Genomic DNA, 12,880 nt, shown 5'->3' on the forward strand with positions numbered 1-12,880 from the left:
GTGCCATTGAACCACCCGGGCCGGTCCGCCCGCCGGGCCCTGCCGTGCCGGGCCGCGGACAATCCGGGTCTGGACGGCCGGGCCCCGGGCGGCCGTAGGCTGGGTCGCAACCCCGCCCGCCCGCACCAGGAGGACACCATGGCCGACCAGGACCGCCGGACGGTGATCGCCGGCGCGCTGCTGGGGGCGGGCATCGCCGCCTCCGTGGTGGACCTCGCCGTCTTCCACCTGTTCCTGCACTGGCACCACTTCTACGACCTCTCCACCACCGGTGTCGCCCTCGCCTCGGACGGGCTCTTCCACGCCTTCGGCTGGTTCGTCACCGTGGGCTCCCTCTTCCTGCTGGCCGACATCCGCCGCCGCGGCGCCATGTCCTGGGGCCGCTGGACCGGGGGGCTGCTCGCGGGCCTCGGCGCGTTCCAGCTCGTCGACGGCGTGGTCCTGCACAAGGTGCTCAGGATCCACCAGATCCGCTACGACGTGGACCTGCTGGTCTACGACACCACCTGGATCGGCACGGCCGTGCTCGCGCTCGCCGCGGGACTCCTGCTCCTGCGCCTGACCCGACCGCACCGGACCGCCCGCCCGCGCCGATGACGCACGACCACGGGACCACCGGCTGGGCGCTCTTCGACGCGACCGTGCTCGCCCTGCTCGTCCTGGGCGCCGCCGGCTGGGCCGCGGGGCTGTGGGCGGCACGGCACCGCGGCCCGTGGCCGGCGCACCGGACGGTGCTGTGGTGCGCGGGACTGCTGTGCGCCGGCACGGCGCTGGTCGGGCCCCTGGCCGGGGCCGCCCGCGCCGGCTTCACCGCGCACATGGCCGGACACCTGCTGCTGGGGATGGCCGCCCCGCTGCTGCTGGTGCTCGCCGCCCCCGTGACCCTGGCGCTGCGCGCGCTGCCCGTGGCCGGGGCCCGCACCCTGTCCCGGCTCCTGCGCACGCCGCCCGTCCGGGCGGTGACCCGTCCGGTGGTGGCCGGGACGCTCAACGCGGGCGGCCTGTGGGTGCTCTACACCACCGGGCTGTACGGCACGATGCACGCCTCCGTGGCCGTGCACGCGGCGGTGCACCTCCATGTCCTCCTCGCGGGCTGCGTCTTCACCGCCGCCGTGGTCGGGGTGGACCCGGACCCGCACCGGGGCTCCTTCCGCGTGCGGGCGGCGGTCCTGGTCGGCTTCGTGGCGGTCCACTCGGCGCTCGCCAAGCACCTGTACGGGCACCCCCCGGACGGGGTCGGGGCGTCGGACGCCCGCACGGGGGCGCAGCTCATGTACTACGGCGGGGACGTGGTGGACGTGGCCCTGATCGTCGTGCTCTTCGCCCAGCGGTACGCCGCCGGGCGGCCCCGCGTCCGGGCGGCCCGGTCCGTCGCCTGAGAACCGCTCACGCCCCGGGGGCCGCGTCCCGGCGGGCCTCGAGCTCCGCCACGAGCTCCTCGTGGCGGTCCTGGGTGACGGGGTGGGGGCCGTCGGTGTTGAGCAGGTACTCGTGCTCGAGCTGGCAGACCACCCGGCTGTGCAGGACCTGCAGCTCCACGAGGGGGAGCGCGGAGAGCTCGGCGGGGAAGTCGCAGTCCGGGCTCAGGCACGTGTCGCAGTCCTGGGTGCCCCCGGCGCCGGTGCCGGCCGGCGACGTGGCGACGTCGACGCCGCTCACGCCGCCACCCCGCCCGGCTCGGCGCCGTTCCAGCGCGCGGGTGCCGGCGCGGGCGCACCGGCCGGGGGGCGGGCCGCCTCGGCGAGGCCGAACGGCGCGGGCCGGGTGAGCACCCGGACGGCGCCACCGGAGTCGGGGTGGGGGTCGTGGTCGAGGGACCACCGCAGCAGGTCCAGACCGCCCGGGTCCACGTGCTGGGCGCCCGTGAGGTCCACGACGACGGCCGCACCGGGCACCAGGGTGCGGGCGCGGGCCACGAGGGGGGTGAGGATGCGGTGGTTGCGCTCGGTGAGATCGCCGGTGACCACCAGGTGCACGCACCGGGTGTAGAGCTCGATCTGCACGACGACGGACAGGGAGTGGTCCATGGAGGGGTCCTTCCACGACAGGACGTCACGGCCGGCTGCTCGACCCGTGCCATCGAGCCTAGACGCCCGTGACGTGGGTCACCAGTTGCTGTGCCGACTCGTTACCGTAGGTGACAGTGCCCACAGTCCGCCCGCGGGGTGGCTCCCGGCCCCGGTCCGGCCGGTAGCGTCGACGCCATGCGCACACTCGTGGTCGGTTGGTCCAGCGTCCTGCACGGCGAGGCGACGGCTGGTGACGTCCTCGCCATGGACGCCGTCGCCGACGCCCTCGGCACGGCGGGCGTCCCGCACGACGTCGCCTGGAGCGCGGTCATGTGCCCGCCCGGCGGGCTGCGGCTGGACGACGTCGAGCCCGTGCGCTACACCCACCTGCTGTTCGTGTGCGGGCCCGCGACGGGACGGTCGATCGCCGAGCTGCACGAGCAGTTCGCGCACTGCCGCCGGATCGCGGTCGGGGTCAGCGTGCTGGACCCCGAGGACCCGGTGACCGCCGGGTTCCACCGCGTGATCGCGCGCGACCGCCCCGGTGCCGGTGCCCGCCGGGACCTCGCCGCGCGGGCCGTGCCCCAGCTCGTGCCCGTCCTGGGCGTCTACCTCACCGGCGGGCAGCACGAGTACGGTCCCCGCCGCCGGCACGACGCCGTCCGGTCCGGGCTGGAGCAGTGGCTGGGCCGGCTCGACGCCGCCCGGCTGCCACTGGACACCCGCCTGGACCCGCGGGACTGGCGGCTGCCCGCCACCGCGGCCCAGACCGGGTCGGTCATCGCCCGCCTCGACACCGTGGTGAGCATGCGCATGCACGGCCTGGTCCTGGCGCTGCGGGCCGGGGTTCCCGTGCTCGCCGTCGACCCCGTCGCGGGCGGCGGGAAGGTCACGGCCCAGGCGCGGGCCTGGGACTGGCCGGCCGTGGTCGGCGCGGACGAGCTCGACCCCGGCCGGCTCGACGAGCAGCTGCGCTGGTGCCTGTCCCCGGCCGGGCGTGCGGCGGCCGAGGAGAGGGCGGCGATGGTCCCGAGCGGCTTCGAGCAGCTCGACGAGCTCGTCGGGGACCTCCTCGGGGACCTGTCCGGCGAGCCGGGCCGCGACGCCGACGGCGAGTTCGACCGGGAGCTCGGCCCGGAGCTGCTCGAGGCGGCGGAGACCCGGCCCCACCGGGGCTGACACGGCCCCTAGATCAGCCGCCTGATCATTCTGTGCCATACTCCGAACCATGAACTACCTGGGCATCAACGCGATTTTTCATGACCCCGCGGCGGCTCTCGTCGTGGACGGCAGAGTGGTGGCGGCGGCGGAGGAGGAGCGCTTCTCCCGCCGCAAGCACGGCAAGCGGCCCGTGCCGTTCTCGGCGTGGGAGCTGCCCGAGCAGGCCATGCGCTGGTGCCTCGCCGAGGCCGGGCTGACTCCCGCGGACCTGGACGCCGTCGGCTACTCCTTCGACCCCGCCATCGCCGCCGAGATGCCGGACGACCCGTACGACCCCGTGCGCGTGGACTACGCCCGGCGCGCCGCCGGGTTCCTCGCCGAGGCGCTGCCGGGCCTGGACCGCGACAAGGTCCGGTTCGTGGAGCACCACGTGGCCCACGCCGCCTCCGCCGGGCTCGCCGCCCCCACGCGCACGAGCAGCGTCCTGGTGGTCGACGGCCGCGGCGAGGCGCACTCGCACCTGGCCGGCCGCTACCGGGACGGGGAGCTGGAGATCCTGCACCGCCAGGCCCTGCCCGAGTCCCTCGGCCTGCTCTACGAGTCCCTCACCGACCACCTGGGCTTCCTGCGCTCGAGCGACGAGTTCAAGGTCATGGCGCTCGCCTCCTACGGAGAGCCCCGCTTCCTGCCCGAGCTGCGCGAGATCGTCCGTGCCACGGGCGACGGCGGCTTCCGTGCCCAGGCCCCCGACTGGACCCGCTTCGCGCCCCGCCGGATCGACGACGGCACCTGGGGCGGCGACCACGCCGATCTCGCCGCCTCGGTCCAGGCCGTGGTCGAGGAGGTCCTGGTGGACCTGGCCACCTGGCTGCACGAGCAGACCGGGGACACGGTGCTCACCATGGCCGGCGGCACAGCCCTGAACTGCGTGGCCAATTCCCGGATCTGGCGCGAGACGCCCTTCGAGGAGGTCTGGGTCCAGCCCGCCTCCGGGGACTCCGGGACCGCCCTCGGCGCCGCCCTGCACCTGGCCCAGGAGGCCGGGGACCTCGGCGCGCCCCAGCCCACCGCGGCCCTCGGGCGCAGCTGGTCCGGCGAGGAGCTGGCGCAGTGGCTGAGCACCGCGCAGGTGCCCTTCACCACCCCGGAGGACCTCGCCGGCGAGGTCGCCGACATCCTCGCCGGCAACGGCGTGATCGCCTGGTTCGAGGGCCGCAGCGAGTTCGGGCCCCGGGCGCTGGGCCGCCGGTCCCTCCTGGCGAACCCGATCCACCCCGACAACCTCGAACGGCTCAACGACGTCAAGGGCCGCGAGCAGTTCCGGCCGGTGGCGCCCATGGTCCTCGAGGAGCGCGCCGCGGAGATCTTCGGCGGCGGGCCGCTGCCCAGCCCCTTCATGCTCTTCGTGCACGACGTGGCCCCCGAGTGGCGCGAGCGGATCCCCACGGTCACCCACGTGGACGGCACCGCCCGGATCCAGACGGTCACCGACGAGGACAACGCCGGGATCGCCGCGCTGCTGCGGGCCTTCGACGAGCGCACGGGCGTGCCCGTCGTCGTCAACACCTCGCTCAACACCGCCGGCCGGCCCATGGTCGACGACCCGCGCGACGCCCTCGAGCTCTTCGGCTCCGCTCCGGTGGCCGCGCTTGTGCTCGGCCCGCACCTGGTCCGCCGCGCCGCCTTCTTCGAGGGGGCCGAGTGACGGCCGCGCCCACGACCTACGCCGTGGTCGTCCCCTCGATGGGACGGCCGAGCCTGCAGTGGCTGCTGGACACCCTCGCCGCCCAGGACGTCGACGCGGACCACCCGGGACCGCTCGAGGTCGTGGTGGTGGACGACCGGCCCGGCGACGTGGAGCCGCTGCGGCCCAGCGTGCCCGGCACCGTGGCCTGGACCGTGCGCACCGTCCGCGGCTACGGGCGGGGCCCGGCCGCCGCGCGCAACCGCGGCTGGCGGGTCGCCCGCCGCTCGGGGGCGCAGTGGGTCGCCTTCCTCGACGACGACGTGGAGCTGCCGGCCGGCTGGGCGCAGCGTCTGGCCGAGGACCTCGCCGCGTGCGGCCCGGAGGTCGGCGCGACCCAGGGCCGGATCGACGTCCCCCTCCCGGGCTCCCGCCGGCCCACCGACTGGGAGCGCAACACCGCGTCCCTGCAGGACGCGGACTGGGCGACCGCGGACATGGCCTACCGCACGATTGCGCTCGAGGCCGTCTCCGGCTTCGACGAGCGCTTCCCCCGGGCCTACCGGGAGGACGCCGACCTCGCGCTGCGCGTGCGCCGGGCCGGGTGGCAGCTGGTGCGCGGGCAGCGCCGGATCACCCACCCCGTGCGTCCCGCCGACGACCTCGTGAGCCTGCGCGTGCAGGCCGGCAACGCCGACGACGCCCTGATGCGCCGGCTGCACGGGCCCGACTGGCGCCGTGCGGCCGAGGCTCCCCCCGGGGGCTTCCGCTGGCACGCCGCGACGGTCGCCGCCCTGGGCGCCACGGGCGCGGGCGCCGGCGCGGCGCTCACCGCCACCGCCCTGGGACACCGGCCCGCCCGGCGCTCCGCCCTGGCCGCGGCCGGCGCCGGCGCCGCGGCGTGGGGCTGGCTGACCGGCCGGTTCGTGCTGCTGCGCACGGTCCCGGGGCCACGTCCCGGCGACCCCGAGTTCCTGCCCGAGCTCAGCCGCATGGTCCGCACCAGCGTCACGATCCCCGTGGCCGCCGTGCGGCACAAGGCGCGTGGCTGGTGGCGGCACCGGGGGACCGGGCCCTGGCCCGTCCCGGTGCGCGCCGTGCTCTTCGACCGGGACGGCACCCTGGTCCACGACGTGCCCTACAACGGCGACCCGGACGCGGTCGAGCTGGTCCCCGGGGCCCGGGAGGCGGTCGACGCCGTGCGCGCGGCCGGGCTGCGGGTGGGCGTGGTGTCCAACCAGTCCGGCATCGGCCGCGGCCTGCTGACCCGCGAGCAGGTCGACGCCGTCAACGCCCGCGTGGCCGAGCTGCTCGGCCCCTTCGACACCTGGCAGCTGTGCCCGCACGCCCCCGAGCAGGACTGCACGTGCCGCAAGCCCCGGCCCGGCATGGTGCTGGCCGCGGCCGCGGAGCTGGGGGTGGACCCCTCCGAGTGCGTGCTCGTCGGCGACATCGGCGCGGACGTGGAGGCCGCCCAGGCCGCCGGCGCGCGCAGCGTCCTGGTCCCCACGCCGGTGACCCGCGAGGAGGAGGTGGCGGCCGCCCCGGTGGTCGCCCGGACCCTGCGCGAGGCCGTCGCCGCCGTCCTGGCCCCCGCGGCGGACGGGGGGACGGCCGCCCGGCCCGACGCCCGCCCGGTCTCGGCCGGGGCCCGGGGCTGATCGTGGGCCGCACCCTCGCCGTCCGCCTCGACTCGGACGGGGACGTCCTGCTGACCGGGCCCGCGGTGCGGGCCCTGGCCCGGCTGGGGAACCCGGTGGACCTGCTGGCCTCCCCGTCCGGTGCCGCGGCCGCCCGCCTGCTGCCGGACGTGGACGCGGTCCTCGAGTACTCGGCGCCGTGGTCGGGCTTCCGGCCCCCGCCCGTGGACCGGGAGACGACCGAGGACCTGGTGGACGCCCTCGCCGCCCGCGGCTACGACCTCGCCGTGGTGTTCACGTCCTTCCACCAGAGCCCCCTGCCCATGGCGCTGCTGGCCCGGCTCGCCGGGATCGACCGCGTGGTCGCCACGAGCGAGGACTACCCCGGGTCGCTGCTGGACGTCCGGCACCGCCGCGCGGACCCGCCCGGCGGGGGCCACGAGGTCGAGGCGGCGTGTGCGCTCGCCGTCGCGGCGGGCGCCCCCGAGCCCGCCGCCGCCGACCTGCGCCTGGCCGTGCGCCGCCCGCTCCCGCAGCTCCCGGCCGAGGTGTCGGCGCTGCCGGACGGGTTCGTGGCGCTGCACCCCGGCGCCTCGGTCCCGTCCCGCGGGCTCACCGCCGAGCACGCCGGGGCCCTCGCGGCAGGACTCTCCGCGGCCGGGCGCCCGGTCGTCCTCACCGGCGGGCCGGGGGAGCGGGAGCTCACCGCGGCTGCCCGCGCCGCGGCCCGGGAGGCCGCCCCGGACGGCACGGTGCTGGACCTCGCCGGCCGGACCGACCTGCCCGGCCTGGCCGCCGTGCTGGACGCCGCCGCGTGCGTCGTCGTCGGCAACACCGGACCCGCGCACCTGGCCGCGGCCGTGGGCACCCCGGTGGTCTCCCTCTTCTCCCCGGTCGTGCCGCCCGAGCGCTGGGCGCCCTGGGGTGTGCCCGTCGTGCTGCTCGGGGACCAGGGCGCGGACTGCCGCGGCTCCCGCGCCCGCGACTGCCCCGTGCCCGGCCACCCGTGCCTGTCCTCCGTGTCCCCGGCGGCCGTGCTCGCGGCCGTCGAGGAGCTCGTGCACGGCGCTCCCGGGGCCCTCGCCACTGTTCCCGAACCGGAAGGAGGACCCGGGTGCGCATCCTGACCTGGCACGTCCACGGATCGTGGACGACATCGTTCGTGCACGGTCCCCACACCTATCTGCTGCCCGTCGTCGCCGACCGCGGCCCCGACGGCCGCGGCCGGGCCGAGACCTGGGACTGGCCGGCGGCCGCCGTCGAGTGCACGCCCGAGGAGCTGGCCGGCACCGCGTTCGACGTCGTCCTGCTGCAGCGGCCCCACGAGCTGGAGCTGCTCGAGCGGTGGACCGGACGCCGGGCGGGGAGCGACGTCCCGGCGGTCTACGTGGAGCACGACACCCCGCGCGGGCCCGCCGTGGCCACCCGCCACCCCCTGGCCGGGCGCTCCGACATCCCCGTGGTCCACGTGACGCACTTCAACCGGATGATGTGGGACAACGGGGACGCGCCCACCGAGGTCGTGGAGCACGGCGTCCTGGACCCCGGACCGCTCTACACGGGACGCACGGCCAGCCTGGCCGCCGTGGTCAACGAGCCCGTCCGGCGCGGGCGGATCGCGGGCACCGACCTGCTGACCGCGCTGGCCCGCGAGCTGCCGGTGGACGTGTACGGCATGGGGATGGACCAGCTCGCCGAGCACGCGCCCCACATGGCCGGGCGGCTGCACGAGAACTATCCTCAGGAGAAGCTGCACGCGGCGCTCGGCGAGCACCGGGCCTACTACCACCCCTACCGGTGGACGAGCCTGGGCCTGGCGCTGCTGGAGGCGATGACCATCGGGATGCCGGTGCTCGGGCTCTCGACCACCGAGGCGCCCCGGGCGGTCCCGCCCGGGGCGGGGCTGCTCTCCAACGACCCGGAGGCCCTTGCCGCCCGCGCCCGGCACTGGCTGGACGATCCCGGTGCGGCGGCCGCCGTGGGCGCCGCCGCCCGCGAGCACGCCCTGGAACACTACGGCGCGGACCGCTTCCTCGCGGAGTGGGACCGCATCCTGGAGAAGGTGACAGCATGAGAATCGCAATGGTCTCCGAGCACGCCAGCCCGCTGGCCGCGCTCGGCGGGGTCGACGCCGGGGGGCAGAACGTCTACGTGGCCGCCCTCGCGGCGGGTCTCGCCCGGCTGGGCCACGACGTCGTCGTGTACACCCGCCGCGACGACGCCCGGCTGCCCGACGTGGTCGAGCTCGCCCCCGGGGCGCACGTGGTCCACGTCCCGGCGGGGCCCCCGAGCCTCCTGCCCAAGGACGACCTCGCGCCGTACATGGACGAGTTCGGACGCTGGCTCGCCCGCGACTGGGCCCACCGCGGGGTCCCCGACCTCGTGCACGCCCACTTCTGGATGTCCGGGATCGCGGCCCGCCGCGCCGCGGAGACGATGCAGATCCCGGTGGTGCAGACCTTCCACGCGCTCGGGGCCGTCAAGCGCCGCCACCAGGGCGCGGCCGACACCAGCCCCACCGGCCGGCTCGCGGCCGAGAACGAGCTCGTCGCCGCGGCGGACCTCGTCCTGGCCACCTGCCGGGACGAACAGGCCGAGCTCCTGGCCCTCGGCGGGGACCCCGCACGGATCGACGTGGTCCCGTGCGGCGTGGACCTCGACGCCTTCGTCCCCGTGCCGCCGCCCGCCGGCGACCGGCGGCCCCGGATCGTGGCGCTCGGCCGGCTCGTGGAGCGCAAGGGCGTGGACGTCGTCGTGCGCGCCCTCGCCGAGCTGCCGGACGCGGAGCTCGTCGTGGCCGGCGGCCCCGCCCGCGCCGAGCTGGACCGGGACCCCGAGGCCCTGCGGCTGCGGGCGCTGGCCCGGGAGCTCGGCGTGGCCGAGCGCGTGGAGCTGCTCGGCCGCGTGGACCACGACGACGCCGCCGCGCTGCTCGCCACCGCGGACGTCGTGGCCTGCACCCCCTGGTACGAGCCGTTCGGCATGGTCCCGCTCGAGGCGATGGCGTGCGCCCGCCCCGTGGTGGGCAGCGCCGTGGGCGGGCTGCTCGACAGCATCGAGGACGGCGTGACCGGCCTGCACGTGCCCCCGCGGGACGTCGCCGGGACCGCGGCCGCCCTGCGCACCCTGCTGGCGGACCCCGAGCTGGCCGCCCGCATGGGGCGCGCCGGGCGGGAGCGCGTGGAGCGGCTCTTCGGCTGGCGGCACGTGGCCCAGGAGACCGAGCGGTCCTACGCCCGCGTCGCCGCCCGGCACCGCCGGGAGCACCCGCCGCTGCTCCGGCAGACCGAGAACTGGCTCGGGGCCCACCTGGACGAGCTGTCGGTCGCCGCGGGCGAGGCCGCCCAGCACGCCGGCGTGGTGGACCGGTGGGGCGCCCGCCTGGCCGGGATGCTCACGCACGGCGGACGCGTGCTCGCCGTGGGCAACGGCGGCAGCGCCGCGGAGGCCCAGCACTTCACCGCCGAGCTCGTCGGCCGCTTCGTCGACGACCGGCGGCCGCTGTCCGCCGTGTGCCTGTCCGCGGAGACCTCGAGCCTGACCGCCATCGTCAACGACTACGGCGCGGAGGAGGTGTTCGCCCGCCAGGTCCAGGCGCACGGGCGGGCGGGCGACGTGCTCGTGGTGCTGTCCACCAGCGGCCGCAGCCCCAACGTCCTGGCGGCGGCCGACCGGGCGCGGGAGCACGGCCTGCACGTCTGGGCGCTCACCGGCCCCGGCCCCAATCCGCTGACCGAGCGGGCGGACGAGTCCCTGACCGTCGACGCGTCCAGCACCTCGGTGATCCAGGAGGTCCACCTCATGCTGCTCCACGCCGTGTGCGCCGCGGTCGACGCGCGCCTCGTCCCGCCTCCTGACGCCGGCCCGGCCGTGCGCGGGGCCTCCGGCGCCCGGGCCGACGGGGCGGCCGTCCGGGCGGGGGTCGCATGAGCCTCGTCCGCATCGTCGTGGTCGGCGATGCCCTCCTGGACCGGGACGTCGACGGCACGTCCACGCGCCTGAGCCCGGACGCCCCGGTGCCCGTGGTCGACGTCGGTGACGTCTACGCGAGCCCCGGCGGCGCCGGCCTGGCGGCGCTGCTGTGCGCCCTGCCGCCCGCTGTGGGCCCCGTCCCGGTGGAGGTCACGGTGACCCTGCTGGCACCCGTGGCCGCCGACGCCGCCGGCCACGAGCTCGCCGCCGCCCTCGGGGAGGTGGCCCTCGAGCGCCTCGGCCACGAGGGCGGGACCCGCACCAAGACCCGCATCCGCAGCGCCGGCCAGACGCTGGTGCGCGTGGACGAGGGCGGGCCCGGCACCCCGGTGGGCGTCTCGGCCTCGCACGTCTCCGCGGTCCTCGCGGGCGCGGACGCCGTCCTGGTGTCCGACTACGGGGGAGGCGTCACCCGCGACCCCGCCGTGCGCGCCGCCCTCGCGGAGCACGCCCGGGCGGGCACGGTCGTCTGGGACCCCCACCCGCGCGGCGGGGAGCCGGTCCCCGGCTGCGCCCTGGTCACCCCCAACGCGGCCGAGGCCGCCGCCGCCCTGGGTGCCCCCGCGTCGACCGGCGCCCGCGAGCTCGCCGGCACCCTGCGCGAGCGGTGGTCGGCCCGTGCCGTGGCGGTCACGGCCGGGGCCGAGGGCGCCCACCTCGCGACCGCCACGGGCACCGAGCTGGTGCCGGCCGCTCCCGTGCGCAACACCGATCCGTGCGGGGCGGGGGACCGCTTCGCCTCGACCGCGGCCCTGGCCCTCGGCGCGGGCACGGACGTGACCACGGCCGTGGAGTCCGCCGTCGAGGCGGCCGGGCAGTGGGTCGCCGCAGGCGGCGCCGCCACCTTCCGCACCCGCCGCGCCCAGGGCGTCCAGGGCCGCGCGTGCCTGCACCCCGGTGCCGAGCGGCTGCCCCGGGAGGTCCAGGACCTGCTGGTGGACGTGCGCGCCGCGGGCGGCACGGTCGTGGCCACGGGCGGCTGCTTCGACGTCCTGCACGCCGGCCACATCGCCTCCCTCGACGCCGCGCGCCGGCTCGGCGACGCGCTGGTGGTGCTGCTGAACTCCGACGACTCCGTGCGCCGGCTCAAGGGCCCGGGCCGGCCGGTGGTCGGCCAGGAGGACCGTGCCCGCGTGCTGGCCGCCCTCCGCAGCGTCGACGCGGTGGTCGTCTTCGACGAGGACGACCCCCGCGCGGCCCTGTCCGTCCTGCGCCCCGACGTGTGGGTGAAGGGCGGCGACTACACCCCCGAGCAGCTTCCCGAGGCCGTGGACGTGCGCGGCTGGGGCGGGGAGGTCACCGTCCTGCCCTACCTCTCCGGGCGCTCCACCACGGCGATCCTCCAGCGGGCCGGCCGTGAGGGCTGAGCCCCGCGGCCCCCGCACCGTGGCCCCGGGCGAGGTCGGGGCGGGCGACGTGCTGGTGCTGCGCGCCCTCGGCCTGGGCGACGGCCTGACCGGCGTGGCGCCCCTGCGCGGGGTCCGGCGCATGCTGCCCCGGCACCGGCTCGTGCTGGCCGCGCCCGAGGGCATCGGCACCTGGCTGGCCGAGCTGGGCGTGGTGGACGCGGTCCTGCCCACGTCCGGGCTCGGCCCGCTCCCGCCGCTGTCCGGCGGGCACGTGGCGGTCAACCTGCACGGGCGCGGCCCGCTCAGCCACGAGCTGCTGCTCGCCACCGGCCCGGAGCGGCTCGTCGCCTTCGCCGCCGCCGGGCACGCCGGCCCCGCGTGGCGGGCCGACGAGCACGAGGTGCACCGGTGGTGCCGGCTGGTGCGCACGGCGGGGGGACCCTGCGGCCCCGAGGACCTCCTGCTGCGCGAGCACGCTCCGGCGCCCGACGGTGCCCCCGTGGTGATCCACCCGGGGGCCGCCTCCGGCGCCCGCCGCTGGCCCGCGGCCCGCTGGCGGACCGTGGCGGAGGCCCTGGCCGCGGACGGCCACCGGATCGTGGTCACCGGCTCCGCCGCCGAGGCGGAGCTGGCCGCGACCGTCACCGGCGGGCTGCCCGCGGCGGAGAACCGGTGCGGCCGGCTCTCCCTGCCGGAGCTGGCCGCCACGGTGGGGGGCGCCGCCGCGGTGCTCAGCGGCGACACGGGCGTCGCCCACGTGGCCACCGCCCTGGCCGTGCGCTCCGTGGTCCTCTTCGGCCCGACGCCGCCGGCCCGGTGGGGCCCCGCGGTGGACCCCGGGCTGCACACCGTGCTGTGGCACGGTGACCCGGCGGCCGCGACGTGGGGCGATCCGCACGCGGACGCCCTGGACGACCGCCTCGCCGCCGTGACGGCCGACGAGGTCCTCGCCGCCGCCCGCGCCCAGCTCGCCCAGGGCGCCGGGGTCCCGGCCCGGCCCTGAGGGCCGCCGCCCACCACCCGGCCCGTTCGCCGAGCCGTTCCCATCCGTCCCGATCCGTCAGG

Annotated in this window: 12 protein-coding genes and 1 pseudogene; 11 read left to right on the forward strand and 2 right to left on the reverse strand. The window is 77.6% G+C overall.

Going from position 1 to position 12,880, the window contains the following annotated elements:
- The first annotated feature begins 138 nt into the window (after window positions 1-138).
- Window positions 139-597, forward strand: a complete 459-nt coding sequence (locus E7Z53_RS10620; protein WP_176337725.1) for a DUF2243 domain-containing protein — start codon at window positions 139-141, stop codon at window positions 595-597.
- The gene (locus tag E7Z53_RS10625) at window positions 594-1,379 is read left to right on the forward strand and encodes a cytochrome c oxidase assembly protein (protein WP_176337726.1); all 786 of its coding nucleotides are present in this window, start codon (window positions 594-596) and stop codon (window positions 1,377-1,379) included. The genes E7Z53_RS10620 and E7Z53_RS10625 overlap by 4 nt, the downstream gene beginning before the upstream one ends.
- A 7-nt stretch (window positions 1,380-1,386) precedes the next feature.
- Here the strand turns inward: E7Z53_RS10625 and E7Z53_RS10630 are convergent, their stop codons facing one another.
- Together E7Z53_RS10630 and E7Z53_RS10635 are read right to left on the reverse strand one after the other, a co-directional pair.
- A complete protein-coding gene (locus E7Z53_RS10630) occupies window positions 1,387-1,659 on the reverse strand; it encodes a hypothetical protein (RefSeq protein ID WP_017834326.1) in 273 nt (90 codons plus the stop codon).
- A complete protein-coding gene (locus E7Z53_RS10635; RefSeq protein WP_176337727.1) occupies window positions 1,656-2,027 on the reverse strand; it encodes a hypothetical protein in 372 nt (123 codons plus the stop codon). The genes E7Z53_RS10630 and E7Z53_RS10635 overlap by 4 nt, the downstream gene beginning before the upstream one ends.
- A gap of 177 nt (window positions 2,028-2,204) precedes the next feature.
- On the opposite strand from E7Z53_RS10635, the gene E7Z53_RS10640 reads away from it, so the two are divergent.
- The 9 genes and pseudogenes from E7Z53_RS10640 (at window position 2,205) to E7Z53_RS10675 (ending at window position 12,818) form a co-directional block, all read left to right on the forward strand.
- A complete protein-coding gene (locus E7Z53_RS10640) occupies window positions 2,205-3,188 on the forward strand; it encodes a polysaccharide pyruvyl transferase family protein (protein WP_081994119.1) in 984 nt (327 codons plus the stop codon).
- A 49-nt stretch (window positions 3,189-3,237) separates the two neighbouring features.
- The gene (locus E7Z53_RS10645; RefSeq protein WP_035923942.1) at window positions 3,238-4,875 is read left to right on the forward strand and encodes a carbamoyltransferase family protein; all 1,638 of its coding nucleotides are present in this window, start codon (window positions 3,238-3,240) and stop codon (window positions 4,873-4,875) included.
- Window positions 4,872-6,515 carry an HAD-IIIA family hydrolase gene (locus tag E7Z53_RS20785; protein WP_176337728.1) on the forward strand — a complete coding sequence of 548 codons (1,644 nt, stop codon included), beginning with the start codon at window positions 4,872-4,874 and terminating at the stop codon, window positions 6,513-6,515. The genes E7Z53_RS10645 and E7Z53_RS20785 overlap by 4 nt, the downstream gene beginning before the upstream one ends.
- A 2-nt stretch (window positions 6,516-6,517) precedes the next feature.
- A complete protein-coding gene (locus tag E7Z53_RS10655; protein WP_176337729.1) occupies window positions 6,518-7,621 on the forward strand; it encodes a glycosyltransferase family 9 protein in 1,104 nt (367 codons plus the stop codon).
- Window positions 7,609-8,568, forward strand: coding sequence for a glycosyltransferase (locus E7Z53_RS10660; RefSeq protein WP_176337730.1), 960 nt, complete (start codon window positions 7,609-7,611; stop codon window positions 8,566-8,568). The genes E7Z53_RS10655 and E7Z53_RS10660 overlap by 13 nt, the downstream gene beginning before the upstream one ends.
- Window positions 8,565-9,743, forward strand: a pseudogene (locus E7Z53_RS20990) (glycosyltransferase); the annotation flags it as partial. The gene E7Z53_RS10660 and the pseudogene E7Z53_RS20990, both read left to right, overlap by 4 nt.
- Before the next feature lie 141 nt (window positions 9,744-9,884).
- Window positions 9,885-10,424 (forward strand): D-sedoheptulose-7-phosphate isomerase, encoded by a 540-nt coding sequence (locus E7Z53_RS20995; protein ID WP_410200000.1) that lies wholly within the window; start codon window positions 9,885-9,887, stop codon window positions 10,422-10,424.
- A complete protein-coding gene (locus tag E7Z53_RS10670) occupies window positions 10,421-11,833 on the forward strand; it encodes a PfkB family carbohydrate kinase (protein WP_176337732.1) in 1,413 nt (470 codons plus the stop codon). The genes E7Z53_RS20995 and E7Z53_RS10670 overlap by 4 nt, the downstream gene beginning before the upstream one ends.
- Window positions 11,823-12,818, forward strand: coding sequence for a glycosyltransferase family 9 protein (locus tag E7Z53_RS10675; RefSeq protein WP_369597970.1), 996 nt, complete (start codon window positions 11,823-11,825; stop codon window positions 12,816-12,818). The genes E7Z53_RS10670 and E7Z53_RS10675 overlap by 11 nt, the downstream gene beginning before the upstream one ends.
- Window positions 12,819-12,880: the final 62 nt, after the last annotated feature.

This window comes from Kocuria salina, from assembly GCF_013368965.1.
Classification (GTDB): Bacteria; Actinomycetota; Actinomycetes; order Actinomycetales; family Micrococcaceae; genus Kocuria; species Kocuria rosea.

Coding starts and splice junctions, on each gene's coding strand:
- E7Z53_RS10620 (WP_176337725.1), top strand. CDS start 139: ATGGCCGACCAGGACCGCCGGACGGTGATCGCCGGCGCGCTGCTGGGG.
- E7Z53_RS10625 (WP_176337726.1), top strand. CDS start 594: ATGACGCACGACCACGGGACCACCGGCTGGGCGCTCTTCGACGCGACC.
- E7Z53_RS10635 (WP_176337727.1), bottom strand. CDS start 2,027: ATGGACCACTCCCTGTCCGTCGTCGTGCAGATCGAGCTCTACACCCGG.
- E7Z53_RS10640 (WP_081994119.1), top strand. CDS start 2,205: ATGCGCACACTCGTGGTCGGTTGGTCCAGCGTCCTGCACGGCGAGGCG.
- E7Z53_RS10645 (WP_035923942.1), top strand. CDS start 3,238: ATGAACTACCTGGGCATCAACGCGATTTTTCATGACCCCGCGGCGGCT.
- E7Z53_RS20995 (WP_410200000.1), top strand. CDS start 9,885: ATGCTCACGCACGGCGGACGCGTGCTCGCCGTGGGCAACGGCGGCAGC.
- E7Z53_RS10670 (WP_176337732.1), top strand. CDS start 10,421: ATGAGCCTCGTCCGCATCGTCGTGGTCGGCGATGCCCTCCTGGACCGG.